This is a genomic window from Streptomyces sp. NBC_01317 (assembly GCF_035961655.1).
Lineage (GTDB): Bacteria > Actinomycetota > Actinomycetes > Streptomycetales > Streptomycetaceae > Streptomyces.
Window position 1 is genome coordinate 3,218,723 of record NZ_CP108393.1, and the last position, 15,105, is coordinate 3,233,827.

Sequence of the window (15,105 nt, forward strand, 5' to 3'; positions counted from 1 at the left end):
ACGGGTCCGGAGGGCGGGCCACCGGGCGGTCCGTGGGTCGTTGCGTCGTGTGGTCGGCCGCGTGCGCGGCCGGGCCGGTCACAGCTCGCCCATGCGGCGGATGACGGGGGCCACGCGCTGCACGCCGTGCCGGTACGCGCCGCGCGCCGCTCCCCGTACGGCTTCGCGCACCGCGCGCCGCATCCGGGAGTCGTCGCTCGACTCGGCCCTGGTGCCCGGGAGGGGTGTCCCGTCGGCCGCCAGGTGGTAGCGGGCGAGCAGGGGCGGCAGGTAGCCGGGTGCGGTGGTGGCCGTGTAGTACGGGCGCAGCGGCGGCAGTCCGGGCTCGGCGAGCAGCTGCGCGACGTGCGCGCGGGCCTGGTCGAAGGCCGATTCGTACGCGCCGTCGGCGGCGACACCCTGCCGGTCCGCCCAGACGACGTCGGCCTTCGGGCGGTATCCGCCGTCCAGCTGGTCCCAGGACGCGAGGCAGCCGGAGCCGATGAAGTGGTGGTTGCCCAGCGGCTCACGGATGCCGAGGTCGGTGAGGATCGCGGTGGGGATGCGCCGGTGCAGCGATTCGAGCGCGGCCGTCGAGGAGACGGTGACCAGGAGGTCCGTACGGTCCAGGACCTCGCCCATGTGCCCGTACACGAGCTGGAAGTTGGGCGGCAGGCCGCCGGGCAGGCGCTCGGCGAGCTTCTGGTACGGGAACTCCTCGATGTGCGTCGTCTGCTCGCCGGGCTTGCTGCGCAGCTTGAGGAGCACCTCGCGGCGGGGGTGCAGCCGGGCGTGCTCGACGAGGCGCTTGAGCACGTACGTACGGTCGGCGCGGCTCACCGGTACGGACGGCTGCGCGGCGAAGACGACGGTGTCGCGGCCCTCCTCGGGGACGTACCGCTCGCCGGCGAGGAAGGGCAGGGCCGCTTCGGTGACGGAGGAGGCGTCGGCGCCGACCCCTTCGTACACCTCGCGGAAGCGCTTGGCGTCGTAGCGGGAGTTGGCGAGGACGACGTCGGCGCCGTGGCGCAGCAGCAGTCCGTCGGCGAGCTTCTCGTAGACGACCCCGACGTAGCCGGTGACGACCAGGGGCCGGTCCGGCAGGCCGAGGGCCGCTATGCCGTGGAGCATGGCCTGGACGGCTCCGCCGACGAGGGCCAGGACGACGATGTCGTACGGCTCCTCGCGCAGGGTCTTCAGGAAGGCGGTACCGGTCATCTCGCGCAGGGCATCGGCGTCCGCCCCGACCTCGGCGAGCTGTCGGGCGGTGGGCGTGGCTCGGCCGCGCAGCAGGAACCCGCTGAGCTCGACGGAGCGGTCTTCCGGGGCGATGCGGCGCGCGGTCAGCGCGCCCCATTTCCACCGGGTGTCGGAGTCGGCGAGCACCGCGACCCGGACCGCTGGACTGGTACGTGATGGCACGCCCTGGACGTTAGGAAGTGATTCCCTTCGTCAGCCCAACTCAACGGCAATAAAGGGTTAACAGCACGTCTACGAATGGGGGCAGGGGGGCGGAAGCGACTGGATTCATCATTCCGCCACTCGTCGTTCACCTTCCGTGCGCCCGAATGTCAGCGTGGAAGATCAGGCGCCCTCTAGCGTGACGCGGGTGGTCAAGCTCTCTGTTGTCGTGCCGTTCTACAACGTGCAGACATATGCCCTCGAAACACTGAGAAGCCTGCGGGCCAACGCCCGTGAGGACTTCGAGTTCCTCCTCGTGGACGACTGTTCGTCCGACGGAACTCCCGAAATACTCGAACGGGCGGAGCGTGATCTTCCGGGAGCGGTGCTCCTCAGACATGAGAAGAACGGCGGTCTGGCCACCGCGCGCAACACGGGCATCGACGCGGCCCGCGGCGAGTACGTGACGTTCCTGGACGGGGACGACTGGGCGGCGCCCGGCTACTACTCCCAGCTGGTGACCGCCGCCGAGGCCCTGGGCTGTGACTTCGTCCGTACGGATCATGTCCAGTTCACCGGCAGGGCCCGTACGGTCCACCGGGTCCCGGTCGGCCGGCACGGCGAGGTCCTGAACCCCCGCGACGCGATCCTGCCCGCCCACCGCACCACGTCCGTCGACTACGCCTACGCGTGGGCGGGGATCTACCACCGCCGCATCGTCGACCGGGGCCTGGTGCACTTCACGCACGGGCTGCGCACCGCCGAGGACCGGCCGTGGATCTGGCGGCTGCACCGCGAGGCGGAGTCCTTCGCGGCCGTCGGGCTGCTCGGGGTGTTCTACCGGCGCGGGGTGGCGTCGTCGCTGACCCAGATCGGGGACGTACGCCAGCTCGACTTCATCCGGGCCTTCGACGAGGTGATCGAGGAGACGGCGAAGGACGCCGACGCCGACCGGTTCCTGTCCAAGGCCGTGCGCACCTATTGCGCGATCATCGCCCACCACCTGGGGGCGAAAGAACGGTTCGAACCGGCGGTGGCGAAAAAGCTGCGTTCCCTGAGCGCCGCCGCCCTGAAACGGCTTCCCCAGGACATTTTGAAAGAAGCACTGGATTCGATGGACTTCGAGCGCTCGGAGCGGCTGCGCCGCCTGGGCAAGCGATCCATGTCGGCCGCGAAGGCGGCCGCGTGATGGTGACCTCGCCTTTTGTGACCGGTGCGCGGGAGACGACGCAGATCTTCTGCGTGTCCACGCTGTACGGGGCCGCGACGCTGGCCGCCGCGATCGACGCGGGGCTCTACCGGCCGGCCGGGCGTCGGCTGCTGGTCGTCAGCAACAACGCCGGTACGCCCGAACTCACCCCGTCCGTCAGCGACATGCCGGGCTTCGCGCGACTGCGCCGCCGCTTCGACGACCTGGTGTCGTGGAACGAGACCATCGCGCCCTTCCACCCGGCCGTCTGGGAGCCCCGCCCCGACGACCTGCCCCTCTGGGAGCGCCACCTGCGGCTCGCGTGGGGGCTCGGTGACGACGACCTCCAGCTGATCGTGGAGTCGATCCAGGTCAACCCCGCGCAGGCCATCGCGCAGATCCTCGGCGGCGCCTCGATGGAGGTGTACGCGGACGGGCTGATGAGTTACGGCCCCACCCGCTCCAAGATCGACCCGCTGATCGGCGGGCGGGTGCGCAGGCTGCTGCACCTCGACCTCGTGCCGGGGCTCACCCCCCGGCTCCTCACCGAGTTCGGCGTCGAGCCGGAGCTGGTGCCGACGGACGCGTTCGTCCACGTGCTGGACGAACTCGCCGACGCGGAGGAGCAGTTCGAGACTCCGGCGGTGGCTCCCGCCCTCCTCCTGGGCCAGTACCTCTCGGCGCTCGGCATCCTCACCGAGCGCGAGGAGGAGGAGCTGCACGTACGGATGGTGAAGGGCGCGGCGGCCCTCGGGCACACCCGGGTGATCTTCAAGCCGCATCCGGCCGCGCCCGCGGTCTGGTCGCGGCTGCTGGAGAGCGAGGCGGAGAGCGCCGGGGTCGAACTGACCGTCCTCGACTCCCCCGTACTGGCCGAGGTGCTGTTCCGGCGGATCAAGCCGGCGCTGGTGGTGGGGTGCTTCTCCACCGCCCTGTTCACGGCGTCCGCGTTCTACGGCCTGCCGGTGGCGCGGGTCGGCACCGACATCCTGCTGGACCGGCTGGCCCCGTACCAGAACAGCAACCGGGTGCCGATCACCATCGTGGACGCGCTGCTGCCGCCGCTGGACGACCGGGGCACGCACCGCCCTGACCCCCACCTGCCGGGACTGCTGGCGGCCGTGGGCTTCGCGATGCAGCCGCAGATATACCCGGAGCTGCGGGGCGAGGCGGAGGCGTACCTCTCCCGGCACCTGGACGAGCGGACGTGGCGCTACTTCAAGCGGCGCCGGCTGACCGGGCTCGGCCTGCCGGGCGGGGTGCCGGCCCAGCTGGCGCGGCTGCCCCGCAACGCGACGGCCCGGCGGATGGTGCGCCGGGCGAAGAAGCTGCGCAGGACGGTCCTGCGCGGGGACTGAGCCCCGGGATCGTGCGAGGAACAACTCCGGGCGCCGGGCGGGCCGTTCACACGGCCCGCCCGGCGCCCGCCGTCATGCCCCCAGGATGACCCGCAGGTCGGACGCGTTCGCCTGGGTGATCTTCCACAGCTCCTGCTGCCGGGCGTGCACATCCGCCACGGACGCGGCGTGGTCGTCCAGCAGCCCCACGGCCCGCTCGGTCAGCACCGCGCCGAGGTTCTTGTCGTGCACGGACACGCCCCACTCGGGCCGCCCGATGTCCGACAGGAAGTACGTCATCTTCGGGTGCGAGATCAGGCTGATGATCGGCGTCCCGCAGCCGAACGGGATCATGCCCGCGTGGCCGCGCATCCCGATGACCAGCTTCGTACGGGCGTACAGGTCCCTGATCTCGTCGTTCTCGAAGTCGTACATCGGGATCACCGGCAGCGAGATGCCGTGCTGGCGCCGCAGGTCGAACGCGATCTTCTCGTCGTCCAGCGAGTGCGCCACACACTGGACCTCGGCGTGCGCGCCCAGCGCCTTGATCGCCTTCGCCATCTCCGCCAGGAAGTGCGCGTAGTCGTGGCCGAAGCGCAGCCCCGCCCGGTCGTACGCGGCGTTGATCAGGATCGTGTTCTCGCGCACGGCGGGGTCGGTCCAGCCCTGGACCAGCTGGCGGGTGACCGTGGTCGGGCAGGGCTGGAAGCGCACCTTGTCCTGGAGCTCGGGCGGCAGCAGCGCCCTGACCTTCTCGATCGATCCGTGGTTGCGGAGCCCGAAGAAGGCCGAGCGCTCGACGAGCTGGCGCACGCTGGAGTGGAAGCGCGCGGCCCGGTAGGACTGGCCGTCGAAGGCGTTGAAGCCGACCGCGTACACCACGATCGGTACGTCGATCCGGTTCAGGCGCTCGTCCGGTACGTTCCACTGCCAGCCGCTGTTGCCGTTGGGCGCGGTGTCCGGGATGAACAGGCCGCCGCCGCCGATGACCAGCCCGCGCCGGGCGTTGACCCGCTCCAGCGCCTCCTCGTCGAAGAGCCGGTGGGCGTGGACCGAGTGCCAGCGGCGGTTGCCGGTGTCCTCGCCGAAGGTGAGCCGTACCGACTCGGGCAGCAGCTTGTCGCCCGCGTTGCCCTGCTGGGGCATGTAGAACGCCACGTGGGCCAGTTGGTCCTCGGGCGCGCCCTCGCGCTGGGCGGGCACCGCGGACGTACGGATCCGCATCAGCCGGTTCGCCCGGTGGGTCGGGTCGACCCGCAGCCCCTCCATCGCGTAGTCGCCCGCGGTGGTGTCGTCGTTGTGGATCCAGGCGATCTGGGCCAGCCGGGAGAAGGCGGTCGCCGCCCGGTTGGGGGCGGAGCTGGCCAGCAGCAGCTGCGCCTCGGCCTCCTCGTACCGGGACACGCTCATCAGCGCGTGGCCGTAGACCTCGTGCGGCCAGGACGAGTCGACGGGGATGTGGACGGAGGACAGCACCCGCACCGCGTCCTCGAACTCGCCCGCGCCGATGTGCGCGAGGGCGACCCGGCGGGCGCTCTCCACGTCGCCGGTGCGGGCGACGTGCGGGGTGCCGTAGTGCACGAGCAGGTCGTGGTGGGTGGTGCCGCCGCCGGACATGTACGCCGCGTGGAACTCGGCGTCGGACATGACGTATTCGCGCCAGCGGTCCTCGCCCTTGCTGTAGCCCGCCTCGCCGCCCTGCCAGGGCTTGTGCCGGCCCGTGAAGTGCAGGATCGCGGTGTCCTCCGGCACTTCCTTGTCGCCCGAGAGCCGGCGCTTCACGAAGTTGAAGCGGGCGTCGAGCTGGACGAAGTCCCCGTCCAGGACGGCGTTGAGGATGCCCTGGTCGTGCTTGTCCAGCTCGTAGTCGCCCGAGCGGCCCGTGGCGTCGATCCGGGCGCAGAACTCGTCGCTCAGGTACTCCTTCTGGATCACCAGGAGGCCACTGTTGAGCTTGTGCTGCCCGTAGAAGAACTGCGGGACGGCGGCGAGCCCCTCGCGGAGCTTCAGCAGGTCGCCCAGCTCACCGAGGACCACCATGTCGGTGTCCAGGGTGATCACGGTGTCGTAGTCCCGGATACGGAACACGTCGAGGATGAAATACGCCTTGCGCACCAGGTAGTTGTCCTGGTCGCCCTTGGCGTACGACTCGTACCGCTCGGCGTCGACGCGGCGCAGGTCGATCCGCGGGTGCAGCGCGCGGATCTTGGCGACCGAGGCGGGGCGCAGCCCGTCGTGCAGGACGATGAAGTCCTCGCAGACGCCCGGGTTGGAGAGCGCGAGGCTGCGCAGCAGCACCAGGAAGCCGGGCAGGTAGTTCTCGTCCACGAAGCTGGCGAAGGCGATACGCCGCTTGCCGGTCAGCGCGTTGGTGGAGGTGTCGGCCGGGGCCACGCCGGAGAAGGTGGTGGTGGTCATCGCAGGGATATCCTCGTGTCGTTCACGCTCTGGGCACGCTCCATGACCCACGCCTTCTCGGTGGTGTATTCGTGCACGGAGGTGATGGGCATGCGCATCGCCTCCTGGAGCCGGTACGCCCCGCTCTCGTAGAAGTCGAAGCCGATCAGGTCCAGGCGCGGGCTGACGTCCAGGAAGTCCAGCAGCCAGAGCATGTTGAAGCCGCTGGTGGGGATGGACGGCCAGACGCTCGCGCCGATCTGGCCGATGTTGCGCAGCGGCCAGCGCAGCGACTCGTCGCCCAGGTAGGTCTGCGCGCCGGGGACCAGGCGGTTGCGCACGGAGTGCTTCCAGTCGCCCGAGATCCCGCCGAAGATCAGCCGTGTGGTGACCTTCTGGTCCCAGTTGAAGCTGTGCTTGTGGATCGAGACGTGGATGTCGGTGCGCTTGCCGGTGGCCGGGGCGTCGATCTTGTACGAGTTGAAGCGGACGACCAGGTCGTAGTCGTCGATCTCCCGGCCGATCGAACCGCGTCCTACACTCTGGGAGTTGGCGATCAGGCAGATGGACTTGCCGGCGATCTGGTTGCGGAACTCGCCGAGGCTGAGCCACTCGACGCCGCCGTAGGTGGGGTCGGCGACCGGGCCGCGCATGCGGTTCCTTCGCTGTTCGGCGTAGAGGCCGACGAGGTCGCGCAGCTCGGAGGCGTCCCCGCCGTTCACGGAGATCCGCAGGTCGAGGTAGTGGGCGATGGCGTCCTGGAGGTCGGGCACCGGGGTGCCGTCGCCGGCCATGGTGAGCAGGGCGCCGATCAGCCGCAGCTCGGCCTGCTCCCAGTCGCCGCGGTCGTGCAGGACCAGGCCCTCGGCCCAGGTGTCGGTGGGCTGGCCGTGCGAGTACAGCGCGGACCTGGGGCGCTCGCTCTTCAGCTGCGCCAGGAGCTCCGCCTGGTACTGGCGGCCGGCGCGCAGGCCCGCGGTCCTGGTCGCGACGCCGAACCCGTCCTCGTCGGTGAGCGCGAGGTAGCGGTCGTACGCCTCGATGGCGGCGGACTCGTTGCCGAACGCCTCCAGCGTCCTGGCGCGCAGGCGCCATCCGGCGCGGGAGTTCTTGCGCTGGGTCAGCACGGTGTCGCTGATGAGGAGGGCGAGCTTCAGCTCGTCGTCGTACTTGCACTCCAGCGCCTTGTTGCCGACGGCGAGCAGCGCGTCGAGCAGGTCCCCGCCGAGGGCAGGGCCCGAGACGCCGACGGCGCTGGTGCCCCGGCGGAGCAGGGCGGCGGCGGCGCTGCCGGCCGACGAGGCACGGGCGGGCGTGCCGCCGGACTCCGCGAGGGCGTGGGTGGCGAGCGCGTGCCGGAGCTTCTCGGCGAGCTCCACACGCCGCCGGTCGAGGCCGGCGACCAGCTTGCCGCTGTGGACGGCGCAGGCACGGAGGCACTCGTCCAGCTCGGTCGGCCTGATCCGGGCCTGGTCTGCGGTGCCGTCGGGTGCGACGACCGGGGTCTCCGAGCTGCGCACCCTCGGCCATCTGTTGCGGGCCATTGTCATCCTGCTCCAAGCGTCTGCTGTCCCGCTGACAGATGGCGGGTCGGCGTCACGTTAGGAAACGCGGACGACCCTTGGGTGAACTGGGGCCGTCGACGGGGGAAACGAGACGATCCGGAGTGGAAATAGCCGCGCGTACGGGCCGGTCGGCCGGGGGGGGCGGGAGGTTGCCCTCCTGGAGACCGACAGGTACCTTGCACTGCATGGTACCTGTCGGCGGGACGCGCCCCGGAGTCAGCCAACTCCGGCGCGGTGTCCTCCAGTTCTGCGTCCTCGCACTGCTCCGCGACCGTGAGAAGTACGCCTTCGAGCTGGTCAGGGAGTTGTGTGACGCCCATGGGCTGGTCACCAGCGAAGGCACGATCTATCCGCTCCTCTCCCGCCTCCGCAAGGAAGAGCTGGTGAGCACCTCCTGGCGCGAGTCCGGGACAGGGCCGCCGCGCCGCTACTACACGCTGACCTCCACCGGCCACCAGGCGCTGGCGGATTTCGCCGCCGAGTGGGCGCCCTTCCGGAGCGCCGTGGACCAACTGCTGGAGACCGGGGAGAAGCACGGATGACGTCGGTACGGAATCAGCTCATCGCGGAGTACATGCGGCGCCTCGACACCGCGTCGACGTTCCTGCCGGAGGACCGGCGCACGGAGCTGAGGCAGGAGATCCGGGAGCACATCGACGCGGCCATGGACGAGGTGGAGACCCTCGACGCGGAGGCGGTACGGGGCATCCTGGCGCGGTTGGGGCCGCCTGCGGAGATCGTCGCGGCGGAGCTGGGGACCAGGACGAGCCCGATCCCGATCCCGGTGGTGGAGGAGGCCGGTCCGGCCCCAGTTCCGGCCCCGGTTCCGGCCCCGGTTCCGGCCTCGGTTCCGGCCTCGGTTCCGGTTCCGGTGGAGGAAACGCGGAAGGCGGAGGCACGGAGATCCGGCCGCGGGACGCTGCTGCTCGGCGGCGTGGCGGCGGCCGTTGTTGTCGTCTTCGGCGCGTTCGGCGTGTTCGGCACGGTCAGCCAGGAGTCCGGCCCCGCCCCGTCGGTCCCGAGCGGCCCGACCTCGACCCCGTCGGTCCCCGGGACGCCCGCCGGGGCCGACTCCCCGCCGTCGGACTTCCCGCCGCCCCTCTCCCCCACCGCGACCCGGCCCTGACGGACGGACCTACACGCTGCTCACCGACAGCTTCACGGCGAAGCCCAGGAACAGGGCGCCCGCCACGGTCGTCGCGCCCGCCGAGAGGCGCTTGCGGCGGCGGAAGGCGGCGGCGAGCCGCGTGCCGCCGAAGATCAGGGCGGAGAGATAGAGCGCGCTGGCGACATTCGCGAGGACGCCCAGCAGGACGAACGACAGGGCCGGGTGCGCGTAGTGCGGGTCGACGAACTGCACGAAGAAGGAGATGAAGAAGAGGATCGCCTTGGGGTTGAACAGGCTTATCAGCAGGGCCCGGCGGTACGGACGCTCCACCACCTCCGGGGCCGTACCCTCAGCGCTCGTCCCGTCCGCCCCTCCCTCGCCGGCCCGCTCGTGGCGGCTCTTCCACAGCGACCGGGCCGCGCGCAGCATCCCGACCGCCAGCCACGCCAGATACCCGGCGCCCGCGTACTTCACGATCCCGAAGAGCAGCGGGTTGCCCTGGAGCAGCGAGGCGACCCCCGCCGCCGACAGCACCATGAGCACGGTGTCGCCGCACCAGACCCCCATGGCCGCCCGGTACCCGACGCGGACCCCGCGCCGGGCCGCGACGGAGAGGACGTACAGCGAATTCGGTCCTGGCAGCAGGACGATCAGCACAAGGCCGACGAGATAGGTCGGCAGATCCGTGACACCCAACATGGGCGCGAGTCTCGCAGACCTGTTCGTAACTACGCATCCGGGTTCGCGGCGTCCGCGCCTTCCGGGTCAGAAGGCGTCGGTCGGCACGTACGTCCCCCACACCTCCCGCAGCACCCCGCACACCTCACCCACCGTCGCGCGCGCCTTGAGGGCCTCCTTCATCGGGTACAGCACGTTGTCCGGGCCGGCCGCCGCGCGCCGCAGGTCCGCGAGCGCCACCGCCACGGCCGCGCTGTCGCGTTCCCGGCGCAGCCGCGCCAGCCGCGCCGCCTGCCGGGCCTCGATCTCCGGGTCGACGCGCAGGGGTTCGTACGGCGCCTCGTCCGCGTCCAGTGTGTGGCGGTTGACCCCCACCACAACCCGCTCGCCGCTCTCGGTCCGCCGGGCCACGTCGTACGCGCTGCGCTCGATCTCCGCCTTCTGGAAGCCGCGTTCGACGGCCCCGACCGCCCCGCCCAGGTCCTCGACCCGGGCCATCAGCGCCACCGCCGCCGCCTCCACCTCGTCCGTCATCGCCTCCACGGCGTACGAGCCGGCGAAGGGATCGACGGTCGCGGTGAGGTCCGTCTCGTACGCCAGCACCTGCTGGGTACGGAGCGCGAGGCGCGCGGCGCGCTCGGTGGGGAGGCCGATGGCCTCGTCGTAGGAGTTCGTGTGCAGGGACTGGGTGCCGCCGAGGACCGCCGCCAGGCCCTGGACGGTGACCCGTACCAGATTGATCTCCGGCTGCTGCGCGGTCAGTTGGACCCCTGCCGTCTGGGTGTGGAAGCGGAGCATCTGCGACTTGGGGTCCTTGGCGCCGAACTCGTCACGCATGATCCGCGCCCAGATCCGCCGGGCGGCCCGGAACTTGGCGACCTCTTCGAGCAGCGTCGTCCGCGAGACGAAGAAGAACGAGAGCCGGGGCGCGACCTCGTCGATGTCCATCCCGGCGGCGAGAGCGGTCCGTACGTACGCGATGCCGTCGGCGAGGGTGAACGCGATCTCCTGCACGGGCGAGGCGCCGGCCTCCGCCATGTGGTAGCCGGAGATCGAGATGGTGTTCCAGCGCGGCATTTCCGTACGGCAGTACGTGAAGATGTCCGCGACCAGCCGCAGGGAGGGTTCCGGCGGAAAGATGTAGGTGCCGCGGGCGATGTATTCCTTCAGCACGTCGTTCTGGATCGTGCCTGTCAGGGCGCTTCCCGGAACTCCCTTCTCCGCGGCGACGAGCTGGTACATCAGCAGCAACAGCGCGGCGGGTGCGTTGATCGTCATCGAGGTGGAGACCTGGTCGAGGGGAATGCCGTCGAACAGCACCCGCATGTCGTCCACGGAGTCGACGGCGACCCCGACCTTCCCGACCTCACCGCTCGCCAGCGGCGCGTCGCTGTCGTGGCCCATCTGGGTCGGCAGGTCGAAGGCGACGGACAGGCCGGTCGTACCGTGCGCGATGAGCTGCCGGTAGCGCGCGTTGGACTCGGCTGCGGTGCCGAACCCGGCGTACTGGCGCATCGTCCAGGGGCGGCCGGTGTACATCGTCGGGCGGATGCCCCGGGTGAAGGGGTACGAGCCGGGCGCGCCGAGCTTGCCATCGGGGTCCCAGCCGTCGAGGGCGGCGGGGCCGTAGACGGGGTGGATGGGGAGACCGCTCTCGGTGAAGCGGGGGGTGTGGGGGTCGGGTGCCATGGTCCAGGGCCTCTGTGTCCGTATGAGTGCTGTCCGCGCCCATGATCGGCGCCGAGAGGGAAACACCGGGGCCCGCCATGCCCGAGATCTTCCGGAGGCCGGAGGGTGCGCCGGGTGTGAAGCGGTTTCTTTCCGGGGAGTTGCCACTGGAATTCATGACTCAGAGGGAGAAAAAGGGGAGCGAAGATGCTCAGGACCTCCGCACTGCGCAGAGGGCTCGCGACGGCGGCCGTGCTGGCCGTGGGTGTCGGCTGTACGGTGCGGCCGAGCGACGGCCGGCCGGCCGGGGCTGACGGCAAGCCGGGGAGCGGCGGCACGGCGGCGGTTGCCACGCCCGGGGCCGCGTCCGGTACGCCGTCGCCCTCCGCGCCGCCGAGGCCGTCGAAGAACCCCGCCGCCCGGCCGACCGCGGCGCCGCCCCCTTCCGTATTGCCTTCCACTTCCACTTCCACTTCCACTTCCACTTCCACTTCCGCCCGCACACCGTCCTCCGCCCCTCCCCCTTCGCCCGGCGCGGCGAAGCCGAGGACGGTGATGGCGAGTGGAGCCGAGAGCGACCAGGTGCGCGAACTCCAGGCGAGGCTGCGGCAGATCGGCCACTTCGACCGCACGCCGACGGGTTACTACGGCACGGTCACCGCCACGGCCGTCTCGTCCTTCCAGGGCAAGCGCGGACTGTCCCGTACGGGCACGACGGACAGCGTCACGTGGCAGAAACTGCTCGGGATGACGAAGAAGCCGACCCGCGACGAACTGTGGCCGCCGACGGAACGGCCGGTAGCGGCGCCCGATCCCCGGTGCCTCAAGGGGCGGGTGCTGTGCATCAGCAAGAACAGCCGCACCCTGTCGTGGATGGTCGACGGCACACGCGTGTCCTCGATGGATGTGCGTTTCGGTTCGGAGTACACGCCCACGCGCGAGGGCACGTTCACGGTGTACTGGAAGTCCCGGCACCACGTCTCGACGCTGTACGACACCCCGATGCCGTACGCGATGTTCTTCAGCGGCGGCCAGGCCGTCCACTACTCGGCGGACTTCGCGGCCAGGGGCTACAGCGGAGCGTCACACGGCTGCGTCAACGTACGGGACGAGCCAAAAATCGCAAAGCTCTTCGCCGAGGTCAAAACAGGCGACAAGGTAGTCATCTACTGGTAGTCCCACCCACATTCCGGCATTGACAGCACCATCAATTGAGCAACCCCCACCCACAGCACCACATCCGCGAAAGCGGCGCCGGTTTAGGCGCAAAGGGGCCCCGCCGGCTTAGGCGCAAAGAGGGTGGCGCGGGCGGGACCGGGGGAACGTGTCCCGCCCGCGCCGATGCGCTGAGCCGAAGGTACGGGGGGAACCCCGGCTCGTTGCGCGGCCGATGACCAGTCGGCTCACCTAGTACTGCGCCGGGGCGCGCGAAAACGTCACACCTGATCGCTGATCAGGAGAACGCGCAGGTCAGAGCTGTTCGGAAGGGTCCGGCGTCTCCGAGGGAGTGGGGGTCGGGGTGGGGGTAGGCCCGGCGGGCGGGTCGGCAGGTGTCGCGGGGGGCTCGGACGGCGGGGTGGGCGGCCCGGGGCTCAACGTCGGTGGGTGCGGGGGGATGTGAGGTTCGTACGGCTGGACGGTGGGCTCGCCGGGCGTGCCGTCGACGGGACCGCCGCCGCTCCCATTTCCGGCTCCGCCTCCGTTGCCGCCCCCTCCTCCCGTACCGTTCCCGCTCTTGCCCCCGCCCGTCCCCGTGCCGCCTCCGCCGTCCCTGGTGGCCTTGACGTCCAGCAGCCAGTCGCAGAAGCGCCGGGCCTGGGCGGGGTTCTTGGCGGCCCGGTCGAGTTCTTCCTTCCGCGCCTGGTCGATCTCGCCGTCGCGGTAGGCGAGGCAGGCGGCCACCGTCCGGCTGTACCAGGTGGAGCCCTTGACGGGAGGGGCTCCCGCGGACCAGTCGTGATGCTTGCCCACCGGGCCGATCGGTTCGTCCGCGCCGTCGCCGCTGTGGGTGCTCTCGCCCTCCGCCTCGGCGGTGGCGGCGCCCGGGGACTTCGAGGCGTCGGGGGTGGCCGGGCCGGAGCCGCCGCCCATGGTGCCGGCGCCGTCGGGCCGGCCGGAGGTGAGCGGGTGGGGCGACTCCGCCGACTCCGCTTCCGCTTCCGCCTGGTCCCAGTACTGACCGCTGCCGGGACCGGCGTGCGGTACGCCCCCGCCGTCCACCAGGGCCATCCCGCCCAGGGCGCAGGCGGCGAGGGTCGCGACGAGGCTCATCCGCAGGGGGCCGCCGTAGCGCGCCGCGCGTACGGGGCCGGACGCGGGAGCCAGCCGTACCGTCGGCCCCGGCAGATCCTGAACCGCCGCGCTTCCGAGGCACGCCTCGGCCCCGGGGGACGTCTCGGCCCCGAGGGCCGGAACGGGGCCGGAGGGCCGACCGGGGCCGGGGCGCGAACCGGCACGCGGCCCCGGCGGGCCGACAGACGGCGCCGCCGCGTCGGCGCGGCCCGCTCGCGCGGCGGCGGCCCGGCGGAACGCGGCCAGCGCCGCCGCCTCGCCGGGGAGTTCGGCATCGTTTGCGTACGTGACGTCCGCCATGTCCCGGAGGGTGTCGGAAAGCCGTTTCGCTCTGACCCCGTCGAGGCCGTCGACCGCCTCGACCCGCTCACCGCGCAGGAGTCTTTCCGCCACGTCCTTGTCGAGCCACTGGTCACGCCCGTCGGCCATCACATGTCTTTCAGCGTCCGCAGGCGCGAATGCGTCACACCCGCGGACGCCGCAGCTCCCGTCCGTTTGCCGCGCTGCGGCGGGACGGTGCCGAGCCCCGCGCTCTGACCTGGGGCGCCGCGCCCGGTCGTACGGGTGGCGGCACCGATCGCGCCGTCGGCCGCGCCACCGCTCAGGGGGTAAGCGTTTTCTGCGACGGATTCGAAAGGCCGCCGGCCGACCGCACCACTCACCGCACTCCCCCCACCCCCACCACTCCCCTCCCCCCGGCCCCGGCCGTGTCCCACCAACTCGTCGATGCTGTCGGCCTCCTCGGCGCCCAGCAGCTCGGCGAGCCGCTTGAGCCCGCGGTGCGCGGCGGTCCGTACGGCTCCGGGCCGCTTGCCGAGGGTCAGGGCGGCGCTCTTCGCGTCGAGCCCGACCACCACCCGCAACACCACGGCCTCGGCCTGGTCCTGGGGAAGCTGGGCGATGAGGGCCATCGTCCGCCCGGTGGACAGGGCTTCCATCGCCTCGTCCGCGGTGTCCGACTCGGCGGCCTGCCCGGTCAGCTCCGTCTCGTCCCCGCCGACGGCGGGCCGGCGGCCGCGCATCCGGATGTGGTCGAGGGCGCGGTTGCGGGCGATCCTGGCGGCCCAGCCACGGAAACGGTCGGCGTCACCGTCGAATCGGTCGAGGTCGCGGGCGATCTGGAGCCAGGCCTCGGAGGTCACGTCCTCGGCGTCGAGATCGCCGACGAGCGTGCGTATGTAGCCCAGCAACCGCGGGTGCACGGCGCGGTACACAGTACGGAACGCGTTCTCGTCCCCGTCCTGTGCCGCGAGCACCGCGGTGGTCAGCTCCGCGTCGTCCCCCAGCACTCCCACAACCTGTCCTGAAATCGCGGCCGGTCATCACCGCGTCGACCCACGCTGTGCGGCACGCTACGGCCTGCCCGGGGCCCACGTCCATAACTTGTACAACCTGCAACAACTTCCTGGCGATATGCGGTGTGACAGAAAACGCACCCACGGCGCTGGTAGGAGTACGGGGCCGTGCTGCGGCTCCGCGGACGACGGCCGG

Annotated in this window: 12 protein-coding genes; 5 read left to right on the forward strand and 7 right to left on the reverse strand. The window is 71.2% G+C overall.

From position 1 onward, the window contains the following. Positions 1-78 precede the first annotated feature (78 nt). Complete coding sequence (locus OG349_RS13490) at positions 79-1,401, reverse strand: DUF6716 putative glycosyltransferase (protein WP_327234848.1); 1,323 nt, start codon at positions 1,399-1,401, stop codon at positions 79-81. A gap of 187 nt (positions 1,402-1,588) precedes the next feature. Here OG349_RS13490 and OG349_RS13495 point away from each other — a divergent pair, with 187 nt between their 5' ends. Beyond that, complete coding sequence (locus tag OG349_RS13495; protein WP_327234849.1) at positions 1,589-2,569, forward strand: glycosyltransferase family 2 protein; 981 nt, start codon at positions 1,589-1,591, stop codon at positions 2,567-2,569. Then, positions 2,569-3,927, forward strand: coding sequence for a polysialyltransferase family glycosyltransferase (locus tag OG349_RS13500; protein WP_327234850.1), 1,359 nt, complete (start codon positions 2,569-2,571; stop codon positions 3,925-3,927). Before OG349_RS13495 ends, OG349_RS13500 begins: the two co-directional genes overlap by 1 nt. A gap of 72 nt (positions 3,928-3,999) precedes the next feature. Here OG349_RS13500 and OG349_RS13505 read toward each other — a convergent pair whose 3' ends face one another. Together OG349_RS13505 and OG349_RS13510 are read right to left on the reverse strand one after the other, a co-directional pair. Continuing rightward, positions 4,000-6,324, reverse strand: coding sequence for a glycosyltransferase (locus OG349_RS13505; protein WP_327234851.1), 2,325 nt, complete (start codon positions 6,322-6,324; stop codon positions 4,000-4,002). Then, a complete protein-coding gene (locus OG349_RS13510; RefSeq protein ID WP_327234852.1) occupies positions 6,321-7,847 on the reverse strand; it encodes a hypothetical protein in 1,527 nt (508 codons plus the stop codon). The genes OG349_RS13505 and OG349_RS13510 overlap by 4 nt, the downstream gene beginning before the upstream one ends. 206 nt (positions 7,848-8,053) lie before the next feature. On the opposite strand from OG349_RS13510, the gene OG349_RS13515 reads away from it, so the two are divergent. Together OG349_RS13515 and OG349_RS13520 are read left to right on the forward strand one after the other, a co-directional pair. Further along, the gene (locus tag OG349_RS13515; protein ID WP_327234853.1) at positions 8,054-8,410 is read left to right on the forward strand and encodes a PadR family transcriptional regulator; all 357 of its coding nucleotides are present in this window, start codon (positions 8,054-8,056) and stop codon (positions 8,408-8,410) included. Continuing rightward, a complete protein-coding gene (locus OG349_RS13520) occupies positions 8,407-8,994 on the forward strand; it encodes an HAAS signaling domain-containing protein (RefSeq protein WP_327234854.1) in 588 nt (195 codons plus the stop codon). Before OG349_RS13515 ends, OG349_RS13520 begins: the two co-directional genes overlap by 4 nt. Before the next feature lie 9 nt (positions 8,995-9,003). On the opposite strand, the gene leuE is transcribed toward OG349_RS13520, so the two are convergent. Together leuE and OG349_RS13530 are read right to left on the reverse strand one after the other, a co-directional pair. Continuing rightward, positions 9,004-9,675: a leucine efflux protein LeuE gene (gene leuE / locus OG349_RS13525; RefSeq protein ID WP_327234855.1), complete on the reverse strand. Its 672-nt coding sequence runs from the start codon at positions 9,673-9,675 to the stop codon at positions 9,004-9,006. A 66-nt stretch (positions 9,676-9,741) separates the two neighbouring features. After that, on the reverse strand, positions 9,742-11,343 hold the full coding sequence (locus OG349_RS13530) for an acyl-CoA mutase large subunit family protein (RefSeq protein ID WP_327234856.1): 1,602 nt from the start codon (positions 11,341-11,343) through the stop codon (positions 9,742-9,744). A gap of 186 nt (positions 11,344-11,529) precedes the next feature. On the opposite strand from OG349_RS13530, the gene OG349_RS13535 reads away from it, so the two are divergent. Next, positions 11,530-12,498 (forward strand): L,D-transpeptidase family protein, encoded by a 969-nt coding sequence (locus tag OG349_RS13535; RefSeq protein WP_327234857.1) that lies wholly within the window; start codon positions 11,530-11,532, stop codon positions 12,496-12,498. 294 nt (positions 12,499-12,792) lie between these two features. Here the strand turns inward: OG349_RS13535 and OG349_RS13540 are convergent, their stop codons facing one another. Beyond that, positions 12,793-14,043, reverse strand: a complete 1,251-nt coding sequence (locus OG349_RS13540) for a hypothetical protein (protein ID WP_327234858.1) — start codon at positions 14,041-14,043, stop codon at positions 12,793-12,795. Continuing rightward, a complete protein-coding gene (locus OG349_RS13545) occupies positions 14,043-14,903 on the reverse strand; it encodes an RNA polymerase sigma factor (protein WP_327238565.1) in 861 nt (286 codons plus the stop codon). Before OG349_RS13545 ends, OG349_RS13540 begins: the two co-directional genes overlap by 1 nt. Positions 14,904-15,105 lie beyond the last annotated feature (202 nt).